We start from the raw sequence: 19388 nt of genomic DNA on the forward strand, positions 1-19388 counted from the left end.
AGTCCTGAATCGATGCCCACCCGGCCGACTGAACCGGAAGGAGAGCTGTCGTGCGTAACCGCGAGTCCTGAACCGATGCCCATCCGCCCGACCGCACCGGAAGGAGAGCCGCCATGCGCAACCGCGAGTCCTGACCCCCGCCGTGCACCTGTCCGTTCCCGCCCGAGAGAGGAATCGTCACCATGCGCAACCGTGAGTCGTGAATTCGCGCCGGAGGAGGATCCGGCCAACCCCCATCCGCGGGCCCGGGTGGGACCGCTCAGGCGGTCGCCCCGCCGTCGACCACCAGGTCGTGCCCCACGGTGAACGTGGCTTCGTCCGAAGCCAGCCACAACACCGCGGCGGCCACTTCGGCGGTGGCACCCACCCGGCCCAGCGGAATCGCGTTCTTCAGCCGCTCGGCGCGGCCGGCGTCCGTCTCGCCGGGGCGCCGGGACATGTCCGTGTCGGTCGCGCCCGGGCTGACGGCGTTGATACGCACGCCGTCGGCGATGTGGTCGCGCGCCGCCGTCCTGGTCAGCGCGCTGACCGCGGCCTTCGACGCCGCGTAAGCCGCCATGTTCGGCAGCCTGCCGTGCGCGCCGATGTTCGACGCCATGTTGACGATCGCGCCGCCGCCGTGCGCCCGCATGTGCGCGACTTCGTGCTTCAGGCACAGCCACGTCCCGGTGACGTTCGTGCCCATCACCGCACCGAAGTCGTCTTCGCCGAGGTCCGCGGCCGCCGCCGGCGACCCGAGGATGCCCGCGTTGTTGAACGCGACGTCCAGCCCGCCGTGCCGCGCGACGACCGTCTCCACCATCCGCGCCACGTCCGCGGAGTCGGTCACGTCGACGGTCACCGCGCTCGCGCCGCCGCCGATCTCCGCCACCGCGGACGCCAGCCGCCGCTCGTCGCGCCCGGCCACGACCACCGTCGCGCCTTCGCCCGCGAACGCCCGCGCCGTCGCCCGTCCGATCCCCGAGCCGCCGCCCGTCACCAGGACGACCTTGCCCGCGAAACGTGCCCCCATCGTGTGCCTTCTTTCTGGTCCGATCATTCTTGAATGAGCAGGCGCATGGCCTGGGAGACGGCCGCTTCCACCCGGCTCGCGGCATCGGTGCCCTTGCCCAGGACGCGCAGCCCTTGAAGCACCGTGAGCAGGAAGCGCGCCAGCGTCGCCGGGTCGCTTCCGGCGGGGAGTTCGTCCTGGGCTTTCGCGCGCTCCAGTGCCATGGTGAGCGCGACCTCGAGGGTGTCCCAGCTGCGTTCCACCAGCCGCGCGACTTCGGGGTCGTGGGGGAGCAGTTCGATCGCCGCGTTGACGACGAAACAGCCCATTCTCGTTTCGTCGCCGAGGATTTCCGCTGTGTAGCCGTCGAAGAGTCGGCGCACCGCGGCCACCCCGGAACCCGGCTCCGACAGCTGGGCCATGACCCGCGCGTCGGTGCGTTCCGCATAGCGCTTCAACGCCGTGACGTAGAGATCGTGCTTCGTACCGAAGGTGGCGTACAGGCTGGCCTTGGCGACGCCGAGGTGCGTGACGAGGTCGCTGACGGACGTCGCCTCGTACCCCTGGCGCCGGAAGAGCATGAGCGCGCCGTCGCAGGCTTCGCCGACGTCGAACTCCTTGACCCTGGACATGATCAAACCTTAACCGCATCTAGAACGCTCGGTCAAATATGTGGCTGGCGGTGTGTCGCGTCCGGTGACGCCGCGTGCGGTGGCACTATGGCTGCTTCGACCGGCCCGAGGGGGTGAGCGATGCAGGATCGGCTGACGCTGCCGCCCACCGTCGTCGCCACCCACCTGCGCTCCTGCGCGGAGGAACTCGCCGCCGGCCTGCGCTGCGGTGGTCCGGGCGCCACGACGGCCGAGCTCACGGACGTCGTCGCCCAGCTGGTCGCCGGCCAGGAAGCCATCTCCCACGCGCTCGCCGGCCTCGCCGCCCGGGTCGAAGGCGGTTCGGCCGCCCTCGCCGCGGCCCCGCCGCTGGACGTCGAGGTGGTCACCGAGGTGCTCCGCGCGGCCGCCATCGCCTCCCGGTGCTCGGCGGAGGCACTCGACGAGGTCACGCCGTCGTTCGAATGTGTGAGCGAATCCGTCGCGCCTGACACCCGTTTGTAGCTGTCGATCCGCCGGGGCCGCTGTCTAGCCTGGAGCTGCGGAGGTGGCGCGGATGCGAGCAGTGTGGACAGGCACGATCGGGTTCGGCAGTTACGCCATCCCGGTGAAGGCGTACAGCGCCACCGAGGAGCGGGAAATCCCGCTGCACCAGGTCCACGAGACCGACGGCGGCCGCGTCCGCGTCAAGCGCGTGTGCGAGGTCGACGGCGCCGAAGTGCCACCCGAAGAGATGATCCGCGGCTACCCCGTCCCCGGCGGCGACGTCGTCCTGCTCTCCGACCACGAGCTCGCGTCCCTCCCGATGCCGGGCCGCACGATCGCCATCCGCGGGTTCGCGCCGGTGCCCGACGTCGATCCGCTGTGGTTCGCGAAGAGCTACTACCTCGAACCCGAACCGGCGGGCACGAAGCCGTACGTGCTGTTCAGCGAGGCGCTCCAGCAGTCGGGCCGGCTCGCGCTGGTCACCGTCGCGCTGCGCCGCCGCGAGACGCTCGGTGCGCTGCGCGTGCGCGATCAGGTGATCGTGCTGGAGACGATGCGGTGGCCGGACGAGGTGCGCACCCCCGACTTCCCGTTCCAGCACGCCGACGTCGACATCCGCCCCGGTGAGCTGCGGCGCGCGGTGAACCTCGTCGAGGAGCTGACCGGCGAGTTCGACCCCGGCCGCTACCCCGACCGTTACCGCGAGGCCTTCCAAGCGTTGGTCCAGGCGAAGATCGACGGCGCCGAGGTGGTTCAGCCGACGGCCGCCGAACAGGCCGAGGGTGTCACCCGCCTGCTGGCGGCGTTGCAGGAGAGCGCCGCCGAAGCGGAGGACGAGCGCAACGCGGCCGTCACGAAGGCCAAGGCGGCGGCCTCGAGGGCTGCGAAGGCGCGTTCGACGGCTAAGCGAGCCGCGACACGCAGCCGTGGACGTACGAAGGCGTCCGGCTGAGTATTACTACCCACGGGTAATTGAGGGTTCTCACACTGAACCCGCCGCCTCCGGCGCGGCAGACTTCCTTCTGCCAGCGGATACCGGATCGCTGGTGAGGGGGGAAGTCCGGACGGCCCCTGGGGAGGTGAGCCGTCCAGGCGCCAGGGTTCCGGGGCGGGCCGGAGGAGGAGCAGCCCGTTCCGGAACCCGTCCCGCACCGCGGGGAGGCGGCGCGGGACACCAAGGGGGTGTCCGAAGGCTGCCGTGGAGGGATCGAGGGGTCTCCACGGCAGCTTTCAGGCGTCCGCGACCCTGATGAGCAGGTCGGCGGCCAGCCGGAGCAGCTGACGCTCGGTCGGCGACAACGTCGATTCGAGCGCGCCGGCCAGCCAGCGCTCGCGTTGGGCGCTGTACCGGCGGAGGACAGCCAGGCCTTCGTCGGTGATGCTGACCCGCGAACGGCGTCCGTCGTCGGGATCCGGGTTCCGCTCGATGTGGCCGCGGAGGTCGAGCGACGCCAAGATGCGGGTGAGCGACTGCGGCTGCAGCCGTTCCGCTTCGGCCAGCTCGGTCGGCGTCTGCGTGCCCGCCCGGTAGAGCCGGCTCAGCACCGCGAGTACCGCCGGCCCGGGGATGTGCCGGTCCGCTTCCGCGCGCATCCGCCAGTTCAGCCGCCCGACGCCTTCGCGCACCCGCCGGGACAGCTCGGCGAGTTCGGCGTCCGCGGTGACCCGCGCGGCGGTCTCGTCAAGGGTCCGGGCCGGTTCGCTCTGCATGGCCCCACATTAGGTGCTCCCGTGGACAAGCCGGGCATAGCGCCCGTCGCGCGCCAGCAATTCCTCGTGCGTCCCCCTTTCGGCGATCCGGCCCTCGTGGAGCACCACGATCTGGTCCGCGTGCTCCACAGTGGACAGCCGGTGCGCGATCATCAGCGTCGTGCGGCCCGCGGCGAGCCGGTCGAGCTCGGCCTGCACCGAGCGTTCGGTGCGATTGTCGAGCGCGCTGGTCGCCTCGTCGAGGATGAGCACGGGCGGGCTGCGCAGCATGATCCGGGCGATGGCCATCCGCTGCTTTTCCCCGCCGGAGAACCGGTAGCCCCGCTGGCCGACGACCGTGTCGTACCCCTCCGGCAGCCCGGCGAGGGTGTCGTGGATGTGCGCGGCCTTCGCCGCTTGCTCGATCTCGTCGTCCGTCGCGTCCGGCTTGGCGAAGCGCAGGTTCTCCCGCACGGTGTCGTGGAAGAGGTAGGTCTCCTGGGACACCAGCCCCACGCCGGCCGCGAGCGAAGCCAGCGTGACGTCCCGGATGTCGGTGCCGTCGATCGTCACCGAACCACTGCTCACCTCGTACAGCCGGGCGACCAGGTAGGCGAGCGTCGTCTTGCCCGAGCCGGTCGAGCCGACCAGGGCCGTCGTGGTCCCGGCCGGCACGTCGAGGTCGATCTCGTGCAGCGTCGGCGGGCCGTCTTCGCCGTAGCGGAACGACACGCCGCGCATCGAGACGTCACCGCGGCGCACCTGAAGCTCCCGCGCACCCGGCTTGTCCGCGATCTCCACCGGCAGGTCCAGCACCTCGAAGATGCGGCCGAACAGCGCCTTCGACGTCGCCACGTTCTGCCCGATCGTCTGCATCGCGCTCGCCGGCGCCACCAGCCGGTTGAGCATGCTGGTGAAGGCCACGACGGTGCCGAGCGAGATCGGCGACGCACCGCCCGCCAGCGCCAGCCCGGCGATCCAGTAGACCAGCGCCGGGATGACGGTGAGGCTCATCGCCCGCGACGCCGTCTGCCAGCGACCGGCCAGCGCGGCGGCCCGTTCCAGCGACGCGATCTCCCGCGACTCCGCCCCGAAGCGCTCGCGCATCGCCCGCTCGTTGCCCATCGTCTTGGCGAGCAGCACCCCGGTGACCGACAGGGACTCCTCGACCATCGTCGTCAGCCGGGCCATCCGGCGGGTCCGGCCGCGGGCCAGGTTCCGCCGCTTCTTGCCCAGCCGCAGCGTGAACAGCAGGAACAGCGGCACGACCACCAGGGAGAGCGCCGCGAGCTGCCAGTCGAGCGCGATCAGGGCCACCGTGATGGCGATCGTCGTGGTCGCGTTCTGCACCATCGACCCGGCGGTCGTGGTGATCACGTTGTCGACCCCGCCGATGTCGTTGAACACCCGCGAGAGCACTTCGCCGCTCTTCGTCCGCGTGAAGAAGCCGAGCGACATCCGCTGCAGGTGGCCGTAGACCGAGACGCGCAGCTCGTTCATGACCCGTTGCCCGATGGTGTTGGACAGCCCCGTGGTCGCGACGCCGAGGGAGCCGCTGCCGACCGCGCAGACGATCATCCCGGCCGCCAGCAGGCTGATCAGCAGGGTGTCGCGGTGGGGCAGGGCGTCGTCGAGGATCTCGCGCAGCAGGAACGGCGAGACGACGCCGAGGCCGGCCTGCACGACGATCAGCGCGAACAACGCGCCGAGCGGCCCGCGGTGCGGGCGGAAGAGCCCGGCGATCCGCCGCAGCGGTACGGGTTCGTCGGCGTCGGAGGCCGGTTCGGTCAGGGCGGCTACTGCGGTCATGCACCTATGTTTACCAAAATCCGCCGCGAACGCCACCGATTTCCGCGATGTCACGCGAAAGTGGGACGGACTGCTGATAAACGTATGTTTATCAATGCCTGCGTACCCGCGAGGGAGAGAGCCGGAGCGACTACCCTCGACAAGGCCGGCTGAGCCCGGCGCGCCACCATCGACCCAGCTGGAGCGTGCACACCCGTGTTCGACACCCTGTCCGATCGGCTCACCGCCGCCCTGCAGACGCTCACGCGCAAGGGCAAGCTGTCCGACGCCGACATCGACGCCACCGCGCGCGAGATCCGCATCGCGCTGCTGGAGGCCGACGTCGCCCTCGGCGTGGTCAAGACCTTCATCGCGAAGATCAAAGAGCGGGCGAAGGGCGCCGAGGTCTCCCAGGCGCTCAACCCCGCGCAGCAGGTCGTCAAGATCGTCAACGAGGAGCTCGTCGGGATCCTCGGCGGCGAGACGCGCCGGCTCAACCTGGCCAAGACCCCGCCGACCGTGATCATGCTCGCCGGTCTGCAAGGTGCCGGTAAGACGACGCTGGCCGGCAAGCTCGCGCTGTGGCTGAAGAAGCAGGGCCACGCGCCGATGCTGGTCGCCTGCGACCTCCAGCGCCCGAACGCCGTCACGCAGCTGCAGGTCGTCGGCGAGCGCGCCGGCGTCGTCACCTTCGCGCCCGAGCCCGGCAACGGCGTCGGCGACCCGGTCGACGTCGCCCGCCGCGCCATCGCCGAGGCCAAGCACGCGCAGCACGACGTCGTCGTGGTCGACACCGCGGGCCGCCTGGGTGTCGACGAAGAGCTGATGAAGCAGGCCGCGGACATCCGCGACGCGGTCGAGCCGGACGAGGTCCTGTTCGTCGTCGACGCGATGATCGGCCAGGACGCCGTGACCACGGCCCAGGCGTTCCAGGACGGCGTCGGCTTCAGCGGTGTCGTGCTCACCAAGCTCGACGGCGACGCCCGCGGTGGTGCCGCGCTGAGCGTCCGCGAGGTCACCGGCCAGCCGATCCTCTTCGCTTCCAACGGCGAAAAGCTCGAGGACTTCGACACCTTCCACCCGGACCGGATGGCGTCGCGGATCCTCGGCATGGGTGACGTGCTCACCCTGATCGAGCAGGCCGAGCAGGCCTTCGACCAGAAGCAGGCCGAGAAGGCCGCCGAGAAGCTCTCCAGCGGCCAGCTCACCCTGGAGGACTTCCTCGAGCAGATGCTCGCGGTCCGCAAGATGGGCCCGATCGGCAACCTGCTCGGCATGCTCCCGGGCGCCGGCCAGATGAAGGACCAGCTGGCCCAGGTCGACGACAAGCACCTCGACAAGCTGCAGGCGATCATCCGCGGCATGACCCCGGCCGAGCGCGAAGACCCGAAGATGATCAACGGGTCGCGCCGGCTGCGCATCGCCAACGGCTCCGGCGTCACCGTCCGCGAGGTCAACGACCTGGTCAACCGGTTCTTCGAGGCCCGCAAGATGATGGCCCAGATGGCCGGCCGGTTCGGCTTCGGCGGCGGGGGCGGCGGCTCCAAGTCCCGCAAGGGCAAGAAGGGCAAGAAGGGCCGCGGCCCGACCCAGCCCAAGGTCCGCGGCGGCTTCCCCGGCGGCATGCCGATGCTGCCCCCGGGCGGGCAGATGCCGGGCGGCATGCCCGACCTCTCGCAGCTGGGCGGCATGAACGACGTCCCGGGCTTCGACCCGACGAAGTTCAAGCTGCCGAAGAACCCCAAGGACAATTGAGCCGCGCTTTGGAGAAGACACTGCACGCCGCGGGGGTGCTCCTGCCCGGCGGCGAGCCGGGGGAGCTGTGGATCACCGGCGGCCGGATCTCGTTCGAGCCGGTGAAGGACGCCGAGAGCCTCGGCCGGGACGTCTTCCTGGTGCCCGGCCTGGTCGACGCGCACTGCCACCCCGGCATCGGTGTCGGCGGTCCCGTGTCGCTGGAGGAGGCGACCGAGCAGGCGATCACCGACCGGAACGCCGGGACCCTGCTCATCCGCGACTGCGGCCTCCCGATCGACGTCCGGCCGCTGCAGCGGCGGGCGGACCTGCCGACGATCATCCGCGCCGGGCGGCACCTCGCTCTCACCAAGCGGTACATCCCCGGCCTCGGCATCGAGCTGGACGACCCTTCGCAGCTGCCGGGGGCCGTGGCCGAGCAGGCCCGGGACGGCGACGGCTGGGTCAAGCTCGTCGGCGACTGGATCGACCGCGGCGTGGGTGACCTCGCGCCGCTGTGGCCGGACGACGTCCTGGCCGAAGCCGTCGAGGTGGCGCACGACCACGGCGCCCGGGTCACCGCGCACGTGTTCGGCGAAGCGGCGTTGCCGGGGCTGATCGCGGCCGGCATCGACTGCCTCGAACACGGCACCGGCCTGAGTGCCGATCAGCTGGCCGAGCTGGCGCGCCACGACGTCGCGCTGGTCCCGACCCTGATCAACATCGAGAACTTCCCGGGCATCGCCGACAAGGCGGGCAAGTACCCGGCCTACGCGGCGCACATGCGGGCGTTGCACGCCGGCGTCGGCGAGATGGTCGCTTCGGCCATCGAAGCCGGGGTACGTGTCTTCGCGGGCAGCGACGCCGGCGGCATGGTCGAGCACGGCAGGCTCGTCGACGAGATCGAGGCGCTCCACTGCGCGGGCATGACCCGCGAGCAGGCCCTCGCGAGCGCGTCCTGGGCCGCCCGCGACTGGCTCGGCCACCCCGGCCTCGTCGACGGCGCGCCCGCCGACCTGCTCGTCTACCCGGGCGATCCACGCGAGGACCTGGGCGTCCTGCGGCATCCTTCGCACATCGTGCTCGGCGGAGTCGTGTACGCCTAGACCCCCGCTGATTTCCTTGCGGGAGCGGCACTTTAGCGTGGGGCGCGTGACGGACGACGACGGTGCACGGCGCGTGCTCGGGGCGCACTGGTGTTTCGTGGCGTTCTTCGCAGGCATCGCCGGCTACTACCTGGCCAACCTGATCATCGCCGCGGCGGTCAACCGCAACGTCGGTGAGTTCGACCCCCTCGAGCTGCACGACATCGGCCCGCTCCTGCTCCTGGCGTTCGTGCCCAACCTGCTGCTCGGCCTGGGCCCGGCGGCCGGCTCGTGGCGGTGGGGGGAGGGCCTGCGCACCGACTTCGGTCTCGTGCCGACCTGGCGCGACGTCCGGATCGGCCTCGCGTGCGGGGTGCTCGCGCTGGTCGTCGGCTACCTGCTCAACCTGATGCTGATCGCGGTCTACGGCGCCGACGACGTCTCCGACAGCCCGCTGACCGACCTCGCCGACACCTTCGACGGCGACACGGTGTGGCTGGTGCTCGCGGCGGTGATCGTCATCGCCGGCGCGCCGATCACCGAGGAACTGCTGGTCCGCGGCACGCTGTGGAACGCGCTGTCGTTCCACCGGGTCCCGCCCTGGGCGGTGCTGGTGCTCACCTCGCTCGTGTTCGCCCAGCTGCACGGCGAGCCGACCCGCACCATCGCGCTGTTCGGCCAGGGCATCGCACTGGGGCTGGCCCGGTACCTCTCCGGCCGGGTCAGCGCCGGGGTGATCGCCCACGCGGCCAACAACCTGCCCCCCGCGGTGCTGCTGTTCGTCGCGCACTGAACGTTGCGAAGATCGATGGACAGTAGCTGGACGGATACTGTGCGATCACATCCCGGCGGCTAGGCTCGACGCAGGAGCCGAGCGACGCGGAGGGCAAGGCGTGACCACTTCCCAGCCCCGGGACCCGGCTCCCGACGCCACGCCGTTCCCCGAGCCCGAAGAGCCGGCCGCGACAGCCTTCCTGGAGCCCGCGCCGCGGCACCGGTGGGGCTTCGGCGCCTTCCTGCTCGTCGAAGGCGTGCTGCTGGCGTCCGCGGCCTTCGTGTCCGTCCTCGTCGGCAACACCGGTCCCGGCCCGCTGCCGATGCGCGTCGTGCTGCTCGGCACCATGCTGCCGACGATGATCGCGGCCGGCGTCGCGGTGCTGATCACCTTCGTCCGCGGCAACGGGCCCGTGTCCGACCTGCGGCTCGAGTGGCGCTGGGCCGACGTGAAGACCGGCGTCCGGTACGGCTGCGTCGGGCTCGTGTTCACCACGCTCGCCGCCTACCTGTGGACGCGGCTGGTCGGCGACGCGAACGCGACGTCGGCGATCAGCGCGCTGGTCGAGGACCGCCGGATGTCGATCCCGGCGGCCATCGTGATGTTCGTCTACCTCTGGCTGCTCGGCCCGATCTGCGAGGAGATCATCTACCGCGGCCTGCTCTGGGGTGCGGCGGAACAGCTGCAGTGGCGCAGCGAGCGCTGGGGCCGCGTCGCGGCGTTCCTGCTGTCCACGGCGGTGTTCGCGGCCAGCCACCTCGAGCCCCTGCGGACGACGTTGCTGCTGGTCATCGCGGTGCCGATCGGCCTGGTGCGGCTGGTCACCGGCCGCCTGCCGGGCAGCATCGTGGCGCACCAGGTGAACAACTTCCTGCCGGCGCTGACCATCCTGCTCGGGGCGCTCGGGGTGGCCTCTTTCTAGGTCCGTGAGGGCCGTCTGGCAGAATGGCAAACTGCCTGCTTCCGCCGGACCCTCTCACCGTGCGAAAGCTCCTGACCTTCGGGTGCCCGCGTCCGTGTCCCCACTCGGCCCGCGTGCGCCCAGCCCAGCACCAGAGAGATTCGAGGAGAACCCACACCCGTGGCCGTCAAGATCAAGCTGCAGCGCCTCGGCAAGATCCGTGCGCCGTACTACCGCATCATCGTTGCCGACGCGCGCACCCGCCGGGACGGCAAGGCCATCGAGACGATCGGCAAGTACCACCCGAAGGAAGAGCCGAGCCTGATCGAGGTCGTCTCCGAGCGCGCCCAGTACTGGCTGGGTGTCGGCGCGCTGCCGACCGAGCCGGTCCAGCGCCTGCTGGAGATCACCGGTGACTGGCAGAAGTTCAAGGGCCTGCCGGGCGCCGAGGGCACCCTGAAGGTGGCCGAGCCGAAGCCGTCCAAGCAGGACCTGTTCAACGCGGCGCTGGCCGCGGCCGGCGAGGAGCCCTCCACCGAGGCCACCACGCCGAAGAAGAAGTCCGCCCCGAAGAAGGCCGAGGCCGAGAAGGCGGAGGCCGCTGAGGGCGAGAAGTCCGAGTGAGTTTCCTCGCGGACTCCCTCGAGCACCTGGTGCGCGGGATCGTCGACAACCCGGACGAGGTCCGGGTCGAGCTGCTGACCACTCGCCGTGGCCGCACGCTCGAGGTGCACGTGCACCCCGATGACCTCGGCAAGGTGATCGGCCGGGGCGGTCGCACCGCGACCGCCCTGCGCACCGTCATGGGTGGCATCGGTGGCCGCGGCGTCCGCGTGGACGTCGTCGACACCGACCGCTGAGCACTGCGCCGGATTCGGACGGTCAGGATGAACGTCGTAGTGATAGGCCGCATCGCGAAGGCGCACGGCATCCGCGGGGAACTCGCGGTGGACGTGCGCACGGACTCGCCGGAACAGCGGTTCAGGATCGGTGCGGCCGTCACGACGAAGCTGCGTGACGGCAGCAAAAGGGAACTCACCATCGCAGCCGCCCGCGAACACAGCGGGCGGCTGCTGGTGCGTTTCGAGGAGGTCCTGACCCGCGACGTCGCCGAGACGCTGCGGGGCGCGCTGCTCGTGGCCGACACGGCCACGCTGCCGCCGACCGGGGACCCCGACGAGTTCTACGACCACGAGCTCGCGGGCCTGCGGGCCGAGCTGACCGACGGCACGGTGGTGGGCAAGGTCGTCGAGGTCGTCCACTCACCGGCGGGCGAGCTCCTGGAGCTCGACGTCGAGGGGCGCGAGGTGCTCGTGCCGTTCGTCCACGCGATCGTCCCGACCGTGGACATCGCCGGCGGCCGGGTGGTGCTCGACCCACCGGAAGGGCTCCTGGACGAATGAGGCGCCGGACGGCCGTGTTCGCGGCCCTGCTCGCCGTCGTCGTCCTCGCTCCGCCGGCTCAGGCCGAGGGACCGGTCTACGGCGACTTTTCGCTGATGTTCCAGCGCAGCGCGGGCCAGTACGCCCCGCCGGGGGAGAAGGCCTTCCAGTGGGCGTGGTCGCCGAAGTCGGCCACCGAGTCCGAGATCTCCTGGGGCGACCCGGTCACCTGGCCGCCGTCGTACGCGGAACATTTCGTTCGATCGGGTGACTGGGTGCTGCTCGACGGCTGGGGTGGCAACGGCACGTACTACACCGAACGCGTGACGAGCGAGTCGTTCTGCCAGGGCAGCACCTGCACGCCGATTCCCCCGGACGGCGGCCGGCAGCACTACGTGCGCTGGAGCGTGCCGTCGTCGGACTACCGGCTGGTCGCGGACGGGACCGTCACGGAGCAGGGCAGCGGCCGGTCCTTCCGGTTCCGGCACGAGCAGGCCTGGGGCGCGCCGGCCCCCTGCCGCTCCGCGCGGTTCGGGGCCCGGACCTGCGTCACGCAGACCGAAACCTGGTCGGACGACAAGGATCTTCCGGCCGGGTCGCCGATCCGGCGGACGCTGCACCGCGGCATCAAGATCGCGAAGGGGCTCGGCATGGCCTTCGCGATCGACCAGGACGTCCCGAGCGCGTGGCACGCCGAGGCCACCGCCTACTGGAAGTGGTGACCGCGTGCGGATCGACGTCGTCACGATCTTCCCCGAGTACCTCGACCCGCTGCGCGCCGCGCTGCTGGGCCGGGCGATCGACCGCGGCCTGATCGAGGTCGGCGTGCACGACCTGCGCGACTGGACGCATGACGTGCACCGCGCGGTCGACGACGCACCCTACGGCGGCGGCCCCGGCATGGTCATGAAGCCGCAGATCTGGGGCCCGGCGCTGGACGACGTCTGCCGTCCCGAGACGCGGCTCGTCGTCCCGACGCCGGCCGGGCGGCCGTTCACCCAGGAGCTGGCGCACGCCTACGCGGCGGAGAAGCACCTGGTGTTCGCCTGCGGCCGCTACGAGGGCATCGACCAGCGGGTCGTCGACGACGCGGCCCGGCGGATGCCGGTCGACGAGGTGTCGATCGGCGACTACGTCCTGGTCGGCGGCGAGGCGGCGGTGCTGGTCATCGTCGAGGCCGTCGTCCGGCTGCTGCCCGGCGTGCTCGGCAACGCGCGTTCGGCCGCCGAGGACTCGTTCTCCGACGGCCTGCTCGAAGGGCCCAGCTACACGCGCCCGGAGGTGTGGCGGGACCTGGCCGTGCCGGACGTGCTGCGGTCGGGCAACCACGCGCTGATCGACCGCTGGCGGCGTGACCAGGCTCTCGCACGCACGGCCCGGCGGCGCCCTGATCTCCTGGCGGCGCTGCCGGAAGGTAGTCTCGGCAAGCACGATCGCGGGGTCCTGGAGGGCTTGGACCCCGAGCAGGCCTAGGGCCGGTTACTCGGCCGGTGGCCCGGTCTGTAATACTTGACAGGTTGGCGTGAGTGGACCTCGTCGTCCACGAGCCCGCCAGCAGCCCCCTGGGTCGCCCGCAGCGGCACCGTTGCGCGCCCGGGATCTGTACGCAAGCCATACCGAAGACGAGGACGGACCACCGATGAACACCCTGGACGCGCTGGACAAGCAGTCGCTGCGTTCCGACATCCCGGACTTCCGCCCGGGCGACACGCTCAAGGTGCACGTCCGCGTCATCGAGGGCAACCGCGAGCGCAACCAGGTCTTCCAGGGCGTCGTGATCCGCCGTCAGGGCGGCGGCATCCGGGAGACCTTCACCGTTCGCAAGGTCTCCTTCGGCGTCGGCGTGGAGCGCACCTTCCCGGTGCACTCGCCGAACCTGGCCGAGATCGAGGTGCACAAGCGCGGCGACGTGCGGCGCGCGAAGCTGTACTACCTGCGCGACCTGCGCGGCAAGAAGGCCAAGATCAAGGAGCGGCGCGAAAACCGCGAGACGGCTTCGGCTAACTGAGTCACCACCCGGTTACCGGTAGCCTGACGACGTGGCCGAACCCGTGTCCCAGAACGCTCCCGAGGATGACCCCGATCGCTCCGAAGAGGACAAGCCCAGGCTGTCCCGTTCCGAGGAGCGCGGGGGATCCCGTCGGCGGCGAGCCAAGCCCGCCAAGAAACGGTCGTTCTGGAAGGAACTGCCGATCCTGCTCGTGATCGCCCTGGTGCTCACGATCCTGATCCAGACTTTCCTCGCGAAGGTCTTCATGATCCCTTCGGGCTCCATGGAGGCCACCCTGCACGGGTGCCCCGGGTGCACCGGAGACCGGATCCTGGTCGACCGGGTCACCTACGACTTCACCGAGCCCTCCCCGGGTGACGTGATCGTGTTCAAGGGCCCGCAGGCGTGGATCAACAACGAGATCGCCCCGCAGGAGTCGAGCAACATCGTCGTCCAGGGCCTGCGCGGTCTCGGCTCGTTGGTCGGGTTCGCCCCGCCGGACGAGCGTGACTTCGTCAAGCGCGTGATCGCGGTCGGCGGGCAGACCGTCCAGTGCTGCGACCCGCAGGGCCGCATGATCGTGGACGGCAAGTCGCTCGACGAGCCGTACATCCACTGGGAAGACCCGTCGAACCAGGAGCAGAAGACCTTCGAGCCGGTCAAGGTTCCGGTGGGGATGGTCTGGGTCCAGGGCGACAACCGCAACAACTCCGACGACTCGCGGTTCCAGGGCGGCGGCGGCGTGAACGGTGCGGTCCCGGTGGACAACATCATCGGCAAGGCGCGGATCATCGTCCTGCCGCCGAGCCGGTGGGGCGGGATCACCGACCACAACCCGCAGGCGTCGGCGCAGCCGGTGGCGCTGGGTGCGCCGGCCTGGCAGAGCGGGCTCCCGCTGGGTGCCGGGATCGCGGCGGCGTGGCCGGCGCTGTTCCTCGGGCGCAAGCTCAAGTCCGGACTGCGCCGGGCGGCCGGGCGGAAACCCTAGCCACCCGACGTTTGCCGGCAGACGGGTGATCCAGCCTTGACACTTCCCGTTCCCCTGACGGCGGCCGAGCCGATCCGGCCACCGCGAGCCGTGGTGCGCGGCGACCTCTTCTGGGGTCTGCAGGGCGCACTCGACCGCCGTGGCCTCGGCCCGGTCGCCGGCGTGGACGAAGCCGGCGCCGGAGCGTGCGCGGGGCCGCTGGTGGTCGCGGCCTGCGTGCTGAAGCAGGGCGACGCGGCGAAGCTGACCGAGCTGACGGATTCGAAGCTGATGACGGCCAAGGCGCGGGACCGGGTCTACGACCTGGTCCTCGCCCGGGCCGTCGACTACTCGGTGATCGTCATCCCGACCGAAGAGGTCGACCTCTACGGCATCCGGGTGATGAACCTGGAGGGCATGCGCCGCGCGGCGGCGGCCCTGCGCGTGCAGCCGGGTTATGTCCTCACCGACGGGTTCCGCGTCCCCGGTCTGACGGCCCCGAACACGGCGGTCATCAAGGGTGACCGTTCGGTGGCCTGCATCGCGGCCGCGTCGGTGCTGGCGAAGGTGACGCGAGACCGCATCATGGCGGGCTACCACGACGACTTCCCGCACTACGGGTTCGACGTGCACAAGGGGTACAGCACGTCCGACCACCTGGCGGCGCTGCGGGAGCACGGGCCCAGCGACGTCCACCGCTGGTCGTACACGAACGTGGCCACGGTGGCCGTCAAGCACGGCCTGCGCCCGGCGCGGCCGGTCCTGCTGACGTACGCGGCGCTGGAAAAGGCCATGGAGACGCCCGGTGCGGCCGGCCTGGCCGCGGTCCTCGACGAGGCATTAGAGCCACAACTCAGCCTGCCGCTGCATGCCCCGGCCGCGGGTGTGGGTCACAATGAACGCTCCGCCGGCGGAGCAGCAGCACGATCCCGAGGAGGGGCGCGGATTTCATGAGCGCAGAGGATCTCGAGAAGTACGAGACCGAGATGGAGCTCTCGCTGTACCGCGAGTACCGCGACATAGTCGGCCAGTTTTCGTACGTGGTGGAGACCGAGCGGCGGTTCTACCTGGCGAACGCGGTGGACGTCCAGGTCCGTGACGGCGGCGGTGAGGTGTACTTCGAGGTCCGCATGTCCGACGCGTGGGTCTGGGACATGTACCGGCCGGCCCGCTTCGTCAAGCACGTCCGGGTCATCACGTTCAAGGACGTCAACGTGGAGGAGCTGGACAAACCGGACCTCCGCCTCCCCGAAGACGGCCCGTTCTCGGGTTAGTCCCGGTTTCGATCGACCTACCGGCCGCGCCGGCTCGCTGGACGAGCCGGCGCGGTTCTTTTCGCGGCCTTAGCACACCGCACTGACCGTCCGGGTCCTTCAGTCTGATCCGTGGACCAGTTGTCCCCAACACCCCGGTTGTCCACAGCCGCGCGATCCGGGTCTGGTGAACCCCGTCCGCCCGCTGGCATCGTCGAACGCACACGCACCGTGATCGCCGGGACCGCCCCGGTGACGGAGCGAACCGACGAGGGGGCGAACACGATGACGGGCACCGACGAGCTCGCAAGACACCGCCGCGATCTGGGGGCCTGGGGCGAGGACATCGCCCTCGGCTACCTCCGTAGCCGAGGGCTCGTCCTGCTGGCCCGCAACTGGCGCTGCCGCGAAGGCGAGCTGGACCTCGTCTTCACCGACCGCACCCGCATCATCGTCTGCGAGGTGAAGACCCGCTCCGGCACCGAATTCGGCCTCCCCACCGAAACGGTCACGGAGGAGAAGGCGGGCCGGGTCCGCCGAGCCGCCCAGCGCTGGCTCCGCGAGTTCCGCCTCGGCTGGTGCTCCGTGCGCTACGACGTGGTCACGATCCTCGCGGAACCGGGTACCCGCCCGCGGCTGCAGCACATCGAGGCGGCGTTCTGATGCCCATCGCCAAAGCCTGGTCCGCCGGCCTCCTCGGCATCAACGGCCGGGTGATCGAGATCGAGGCCGACCTCGGCGGCGGGCTGAGCCGGATCACCCTCGTGGGCCTGCCCGACGCCGGGTTGCGCGAGGCGAAGGACCGCGTCCGGTCCGCCGTCCGCAATTCCGGGCAGCCCTGGCCCGACGGCAAGGTCACGCTCGGCCTGTCCCCGGCGAACCTGCCCAAGATGGGGTCCGCCTTCGACCTGGGTATCGCCGCGGCGGTGCTCGCGGCATCGGGGGCGGTCCCGGCCACCCGGCTGCTCGGCACCGTGTTGCTCGGCGAGCTCGCCTTGGACGGCCGGATCCGCGCGGTCCGCGGCATCCTCCCGGGCCTGCTGGCGGCCCGGGCGGCCGGCTACGGCCGAGCCGTCGTGCCGACGGACTCCCTCGTCGAGGCGGCGCTGGTGGACGGAATCGAAGTCGCGGGCGCGGCGCACTTGCGGGACTTCGTGGCGTGGCTGAATCGCGAAGCCGAGCTGGCCCACCCGGAGCCGCCGGGCCCGGTGACGCCGCCGGACGTGCCGGACCTCGCGGACGTCGTCGGCCAGCCGGAAGGACGCTGGGCCCTGGAGGTCGCCGCGGCGGGTGGTCATCACCTCCTCCTCACCGGACCGCCCGGAGTGGGCAAGACGATGCTGGCGAAGCGGCTGCCCGGGCTCCTTCCGCAGCTGACGCCGGAGGAGTCGTTGGAGGTCACCGCGGTCCACTCGGTCGACGGCTCGCTGTCGAAGTCCTCGCCGCTGGTCACCGTCCCGCCGTTCGTCGCCCCGCACTATTCGATCTCCGTGCCGGCGCTGATCGGCGGAGGCAGCGGAATCGCTTCGCCGGGCGCGATCAGCCGGGCACACCGAGGTGTGTTGTTCCTCGACGAGGTCTGCGAGTTCGCTGGGCAGTGCCTCGAGTCGCTCCGGACGGTCCTCGAAGAGGGTGAGGTGCGCATTTCCCGGGTCAAGGGATCGATCACCTACCCCGCGCGGTTCCAGCTGGTCCTCGCCACCAACACGTGTGCGTGCGCGCCGCCGAAGGATTCGGACTGCGTCTGCTCGCCGAGTGCCCGCCGCCGCTACCTCGCCAAGCTTTCCGGGCCATTGCTCGACCGCGTCGATCTGAGGGTCCGGTTGCGCCCGCTGAGCGCGATCAGCGCGCACGACACCGGCGCGGCGGAGCCATCGGAAGCGGTGCGCCACCGGGTGTTCGCAGCTCGCGAGCGCGCCGCCCACCGCTGGAGCGAGCACGGCTGGCTGTCCAACTCGGAGGTACCCGGCCCGGCGCTGCGCCGCTTGTTCGCCTTGCCCGCAAACGCAACGACCCTGCTGGACAGAGCCATGAACCGAGGAGCCCTGAGCGGCCGAGGCGCCGACCGTTGCTTGCGAATAGCCTGGACCTTGGCCGACCTGGACGCCGAGCCCCGCCCCGGCCCCGAACAAGTGGGCGCGGCACTGGCATTCCGAGAGCGAGTGGCGGCATGACCCCCGCCAACCACCGGCCGCCCGGCCTCTTCCCGCGGCGGATTGCCGAGCCACCGGCGCTCGCCACGGTCTTCGTCTCTGGGCACGGTCGAGTCGCTTTCCGAGAGCGTGCGGTCGAGCTATCGGCGGCTGCCATGGTCGTCTTCGTCCCTGAGTGCGAGCGGGTGGCTTTTCGAGAGTGGGTGGTCGAGCCATCTGCGACCGCCATGGCCGCACTCGTGTCTGCGTGCGATCGGGTCGCCTTTCGGGAGTGGGCGATCGAGCCGTCTGCGACCGCCATGGTCATCTTGGTCTTCGAGCCCAGGTGGGTCGTTCTTCGGCTGCAGGCGCTCGAGCCGCTGGCGGCTGCTGCTGCCGCACTCGCCGGTGATCAGGAGCCAGTGCCGATGGTGAGCGGTCGAGAGCGGGTGGCCGCATGAGTGCCGATGAGCTGCGGCAGGCTCGCGCGTACCTGCTGCGGGTGGCCGAGCCACCGGCGGCCGCCCTCGTGGCGTTCGTGGCCGAGCACGGGCCGATAGCGGCAGCCGCGCGGGTCCGGCGTGGCGACTGCCCGGGCGAGGTGTTCAAGGCAACCGAGGCGCGACGCGACTACGACCTCGTCAGCCAGGACTTCACCCGAGCCGCCGCGGCCGGCGCCCGGCTCGTCGTGCCCGAGGACGACGAGTGGCCCACCTGGCCACTGCACGCCCTCGACCTCGCGGCCCGGCAAGGCGTTGCCGAAGCCGTGCAGCCTCTGGCCTTGTGGGTCGCCGGCGACGTTGCGCTCGGCACCGCAGCCGACCGGGCCGTGGCCATCGTGGGTGCTCGTGCCGCGACGGACTACGGAGAACACCACGCCGCTGAGTTCGCCTACGGGCTGGCCGGCCGGAGCGTGCCCGTGTTCTCAGGTGCCGCGTACGGCATCGACGGCGCGGCGCACCGCGGCGCGCTCGCTGCCGAGGGCGTCACCGCCGCGGTGTTGGGATGCGCTGTCGATGCCGGCTATCCGGCGGGGCACGTCGCGCTGCTGAACCGGATCGTCCGCTCCGGCGGCGCCGTCATCAGCGAATACCCGCCCGGCACCCCGCCGGCGCGGCACCGCTTCCTCGTCCGCAACCGGCTCATCGCCGCCCTGACCGAGGGCACCCTGGTGGTCGAAGCGGGACGGCGCAGCGGCGCCCGCAACACCGCCAGCACCGCCGGCGCCCTCGGCAAGGTGGTGATGGCCCTGCCCGGCCCGGTTACGTCGGGGATGTCCATCGGCTGTCACGAACTGATCCGCGACGCCAAAGCGACGCTGGTCTCGACCGTCGACGAAGTCCTCGAGACCGTCGGACGCTTCGGCATCGCCGAGAACACCGTTTCGAGCCGGCCGAAACGGCGCACCGACCGGCTGGGGCCCGATGCGTTGCGCGCCTTCGAGGCACTGGCTGTGCGCGCCGACCGGTCCGACACCGAGGTCGCGGCCGAATCCGGCCTCCCGTTGCGGCGGGTTCGGGCGTTGCTGCCCGAACTGGAAATCGACGGATTCGCCGTCCGCGGGGAAGCCGGCTGGCGACGACGGAAGGAAAGCGCGTGACCAC

23 protein-coding genes are annotated in these 19388 nt (G+C 71.0%); 19 read left to right on the plus strand and 4 right to left on the minus strand.

Features of this window, described 5'->3' with window-relative positions; translation table 11 throughout:
- Nucleotides 1-259: 259 nt before the first annotated feature.
- Both C2L58_RS44770 and C2L58_RS44775 read right to left on the minus strand, forming a co-directional pair.
- The gene (locus C2L58_RS44770) at nucleotides 260-1012 is read right to left on the minus strand and encodes a glucose 1-dehydrogenase (protein WP_103343705.1); all 753 of its coding nucleotides are present in this window, start codon (nucleotides 1010-1012) and stop codon (nucleotides 260-262) included.
- A 23-nt stretch (nucleotides 1013-1035) separates the two neighbouring features.
- Entirely contained in the window at nucleotides 1036-1623 is a 588-nt protein-coding gene (locus C2L58_RS44775; RefSeq protein ID WP_103343706.1) for a TetR/AcrR family transcriptional regulator, read from the minus strand.
- Nucleotides 1624-1743: 120 nt separating this feature from the next.
- On the opposite strand from C2L58_RS44775, the gene C2L58_RS44780 reads away from it, so the two are divergent.
- Both C2L58_RS44780 and ku read left to right on the plus strand, forming a co-directional pair.
- A complete protein-coding gene (locus C2L58_RS44780) occupies nucleotides 1744-2106 on the plus strand; it encodes a hypothetical protein (RefSeq protein ID WP_103343707.1) in 363 nt (120 codons plus the stop codon).
- A gap of 52 nt (nucleotides 2107-2158) precedes the next feature.
- Complete coding sequence (ku, locus tag C2L58_RS44785; protein WP_199191730.1) at nucleotides 2159-3040, plus strand: non-homologous end joining protein Ku; 882 nt, start codon at nucleotides 2159-2161, stop codon at nucleotides 3038-3040.
- Nucleotides 3041-3318: 278 nt separating this feature from the next.
- Here ku and C2L58_RS44790 read toward each other — a convergent pair whose 3' ends face one another.
- Both C2L58_RS44790 and C2L58_RS44795 read right to left on the minus strand, forming a co-directional pair.
- Nucleotides 3319-3798, minus strand: coding sequence for a MarR family winged helix-turn-helix transcriptional regulator (locus tag C2L58_RS44790; protein ID WP_103343709.1), 480 nt, complete (start codon nucleotides 3796-3798; stop codon nucleotides 3319-3321).
- Between the two features lie 9 nt (nucleotides 3799-3807).
- Nucleotides 3808-5586: an ABC transporter ATP-binding protein gene (locus tag C2L58_RS44795; protein WP_103343710.1), complete on the minus strand. Its 1779-nt coding sequence runs from the start codon at nucleotides 5584-5586 to the stop codon at nucleotides 3808-3810.
- Between the two features lie 195 nt (nucleotides 5587-5781).
- Between C2L58_RS44795 and ffh the strand changes: the two genes are divergently transcribed.
- From ffh to dprA, 17 genes are all read left to right on the plus strand, one after another.
- Complete coding sequence (ffh, locus tag C2L58_RS44800; protein ID WP_103343711.1) at nucleotides 5782-7320, plus strand: signal recognition particle protein; 1539 nt, start codon at nucleotides 5782-5784, stop codon at nucleotides 7318-7320.
- Nucleotides 7321-7328: 8 nt separating this feature from the next.
- On the plus strand, nucleotides 7329-8405 hold the full coding sequence (locus C2L58_RS44805) for an amidohydrolase family protein (RefSeq protein ID WP_103343712.1): 1077 nt from the start codon (nucleotides 7329-7331) through the stop codon (nucleotides 8403-8405).
- Between the two features lie 46 nt (nucleotides 8406-8451).
- Nucleotides 8452-9177: a CPBP family intramembrane glutamic endopeptidase gene (locus C2L58_RS44810; protein WP_103343713.1), complete on the plus strand. Its 726-nt coding sequence runs from the start codon at nucleotides 8452-8454 to the stop codon at nucleotides 9175-9177.
- A gap of 100 nt (nucleotides 9178-9277) precedes the next feature.
- Nucleotides 9278-10081 (plus strand): CPBP family intramembrane glutamic endopeptidase, encoded by an 804-nt coding sequence (locus tag C2L58_RS44815; RefSeq protein WP_103343714.1) that lies wholly within the window; start codon nucleotides 9278-9280, stop codon nucleotides 10079-10081.
- 159 nt (nucleotides 10082-10240) lie between these two features.
- Entirely contained in the window at nucleotides 10241-10684 is a 444-nt protein-coding gene (rpsP, locus tag C2L58_RS44820; RefSeq protein ID WP_103343715.1) for a 30S ribosomal protein S16, read from the plus strand.
- On the plus strand, nucleotides 10681-10920 hold the full coding sequence (locus C2L58_RS44825) for an RNA-binding protein (protein WP_003103110.1): 240 nt from the start codon (nucleotides 10681-10683) through the stop codon (nucleotides 10918-10920). The genes rpsP and C2L58_RS44825 overlap by 4 nt, the downstream gene beginning before the upstream one ends.
- Before the next feature lie 27 nt (nucleotides 10921-10947).
- Nucleotides 10948-11463: a ribosome maturation factor RimM gene (gene rimM, locus C2L58_RS44830; RefSeq protein ID WP_103343716.1), complete on the plus strand. Its 516-nt coding sequence runs from the start codon at nucleotides 10948-10950 to the stop codon at nucleotides 11461-11463.
- Nucleotides 11460-12164, plus strand: a complete 705-nt coding sequence (locus tag C2L58_RS44835; protein WP_103343717.1) for a hypothetical protein — start codon at nucleotides 11460-11462, stop codon at nucleotides 12162-12164. Before rimM ends, C2L58_RS44835 begins: the two co-directional genes overlap by 4 nt.
- A gap of 4 nt (nucleotides 12165-12168) precedes the next feature.
- Nucleotides 12169-12915 (plus strand): tRNA (guanosine(37)-N1)-methyltransferase TrmD, encoded by a 747-nt coding sequence (gene trmD / locus C2L58_RS44840; protein ID WP_103343718.1) that lies wholly within the window; start codon nucleotides 12169-12171, stop codon nucleotides 12913-12915.
- A 166-nt stretch (nucleotides 12916-13081) separates the two neighbouring features.
- Entirely contained in the window at nucleotides 13082-13450 is a 369-nt protein-coding gene (gene rplS, locus C2L58_RS44845) for a 50S ribosomal protein L19 (RefSeq protein ID WP_013223853.1), read from the plus strand.
- Between the two features lie 31 nt (nucleotides 13451-13481).
- Nucleotides 13482-14420 (plus strand): signal peptidase I, encoded by a 939-nt coding sequence (gene lepB, locus C2L58_RS44850; RefSeq protein WP_103343719.1) that lies wholly within the window; start codon nucleotides 13482-13484, stop codon nucleotides 14418-14420.
- 90 nt (nucleotides 14421-14510) lie between these two features.
- On the plus strand, nucleotides 14511-15353 hold the full coding sequence (locus C2L58_RS44855; RefSeq protein ID WP_103343720.1) for a ribonuclease HII: 843 nt from the start codon (nucleotides 14511-14513) through the stop codon (nucleotides 15351-15353).
- Nucleotides 15350-15673, plus strand: a complete 324-nt coding sequence (locus tag C2L58_RS44860; protein WP_003096226.1) for a DUF2469 domain-containing protein — start codon at nucleotides 15350-15352, stop codon at nucleotides 15671-15673. Before C2L58_RS44855 ends, C2L58_RS44860 begins: the two co-directional genes overlap by 4 nt.
- Before the next feature lie 264 nt (nucleotides 15674-15937).
- On the plus strand, nucleotides 15938-16315 hold the full coding sequence (locus C2L58_RS44865; RefSeq protein ID WP_103343757.1) for a YraN family protein: 378 nt from the start codon (nucleotides 15938-15940) through the stop codon (nucleotides 16313-16315).
- Entirely contained in the window at nucleotides 16315-17826 is a 1512-nt protein-coding gene (locus C2L58_RS44870) for a YifB family Mg chelatase-like AAA ATPase (RefSeq protein ID WP_103343721.1), read from the plus strand. Before C2L58_RS44865 ends, C2L58_RS44870 begins: the two co-directional genes overlap by 1 nt.
- Nucleotides 17823-18245: a hypothetical protein gene (locus tag C2L58_RS44875; protein ID WP_103343722.1), complete on the plus strand. Its 423-nt coding sequence runs from the start codon at nucleotides 17823-17825 to the stop codon at nucleotides 18243-18245. The genes C2L58_RS44870 and C2L58_RS44875 overlap by 4 nt, the downstream gene beginning before the upstream one ends.
- Nucleotides 18242-19384 carry a DNA-processing protein DprA gene (dprA, locus tag C2L58_RS44880; RefSeq protein ID WP_199191731.1) on the plus strand — a complete coding sequence of 381 codons (1143 nt, stop codon included), beginning with the start codon at nucleotides 18242-18244 and terminating at the stop codon, nucleotides 19382-19384. The genes C2L58_RS44875 and dprA overlap by 4 nt, the downstream gene beginning before the upstream one ends.
- The last annotated feature ends 4 nt before the right edge of the window (nucleotides 19385-19388 follow it).

This window comes from Amycolatopsis sp. CA-126428 (genome assembly GCF_002904335.1).
Classification (GTDB): domain Bacteria; phylum Actinomycetota; class Actinomycetes; order Mycobacteriales; family Pseudonocardiaceae; genus Amycolatopsis.

Bases quoted from the DNA above. Each gene is read 5' to 3' on its own strand.
- C2L58_RS44875 (WP_103343722.1), top strand. From the start codon at position 17,823: ATGACCCCCGCCAACCACCGGCCGCCCGGCCTCTTCCCGCGGCGGATT.
- rplS (WP_013223853.1), top strand. From the start codon at position 13,082: ATGAACACCCTGGACGCGCTGGACAAGCAGTCGCTGCGTTCCGACATC.
- C2L58_RS44865 (WP_103343757.1), top strand. From the start codon at position 15,938: ATGACGGGCACCGACGAGCTCGCAAGACACCGCCGCGATCTGGGGGCC.
- C2L58_RS44795 (WP_103343710.1), bottom strand. From the start codon at position 5,586: ATGACCGCAGTAGCCGCCCTGACCGAACCGGCCTCCGACGCCGACGAA.
- C2L58_RS44780 (WP_103343707.1), top strand. From the start codon at position 1,744: ATGCAGGATCGGCTGACGCTGCCGCCCACCGTCGTCGCCACCCACCTG.
- C2L58_RS44790 (WP_103343709.1), bottom strand. From the start codon at position 3,798: ATGCAGAGCGAACCGGCCCGGACCCTTGACGAGACCGCCGCGCGGGTC.
- dprA (WP_199191731.1), top strand. From the start codon at position 18,242: ATGAGTGCCGATGAGCTGCGGCAGGCTCGCGCGTACCTGCTGCGGGTG.
- C2L58_RS44770 (WP_103343705.1), bottom strand. From the start codon at position 1,012: ATGGGGGCACGTTTCGCGGGCAAGGTCGTCCTGGTGACGGGCGGCGGC.
- ku (WP_199191730.1), top strand. From the start codon at position 2,159: ATGCGAGCAGTGTGGACAGGCACGATCGGGTTCGGCAGTTACGCCATC.
- C2L58_RS44870 (WP_103343721.1), top strand. From the start codon at position 16,315: ATGCCCATCGCCAAAGCCTGGTCCGCCGGCCTCCTCGGCATCAACGGC.
- C2L58_RS44775 (WP_103343706.1), bottom strand. From the start codon at position 1,623: ATGTCCAGGGTCAAGGAGTTCGACGTCGGCGAAGCCTGCGACGGCGCG.
- C2L58_RS44835 (WP_103343717.1), top strand. From the start codon at position 11,460: ATGAGGCGCCGGACGGCCGTGTTCGCGGCCCTGCTCGCCGTCGTCGTC.
- C2L58_RS44860 (WP_003096226.1), top strand. From the start codon at position 15,350: ATGAGCGCAGAGGATCTCGAGAAGTACGAGACCGAGATGGAGCTCTCG.
- rimM (WP_103343716.1), top strand. From the start codon at position 10,948: ATGAACGTCGTAGTGATAGGCCGCATCGCGAAGGCGCACGGCATCCGC.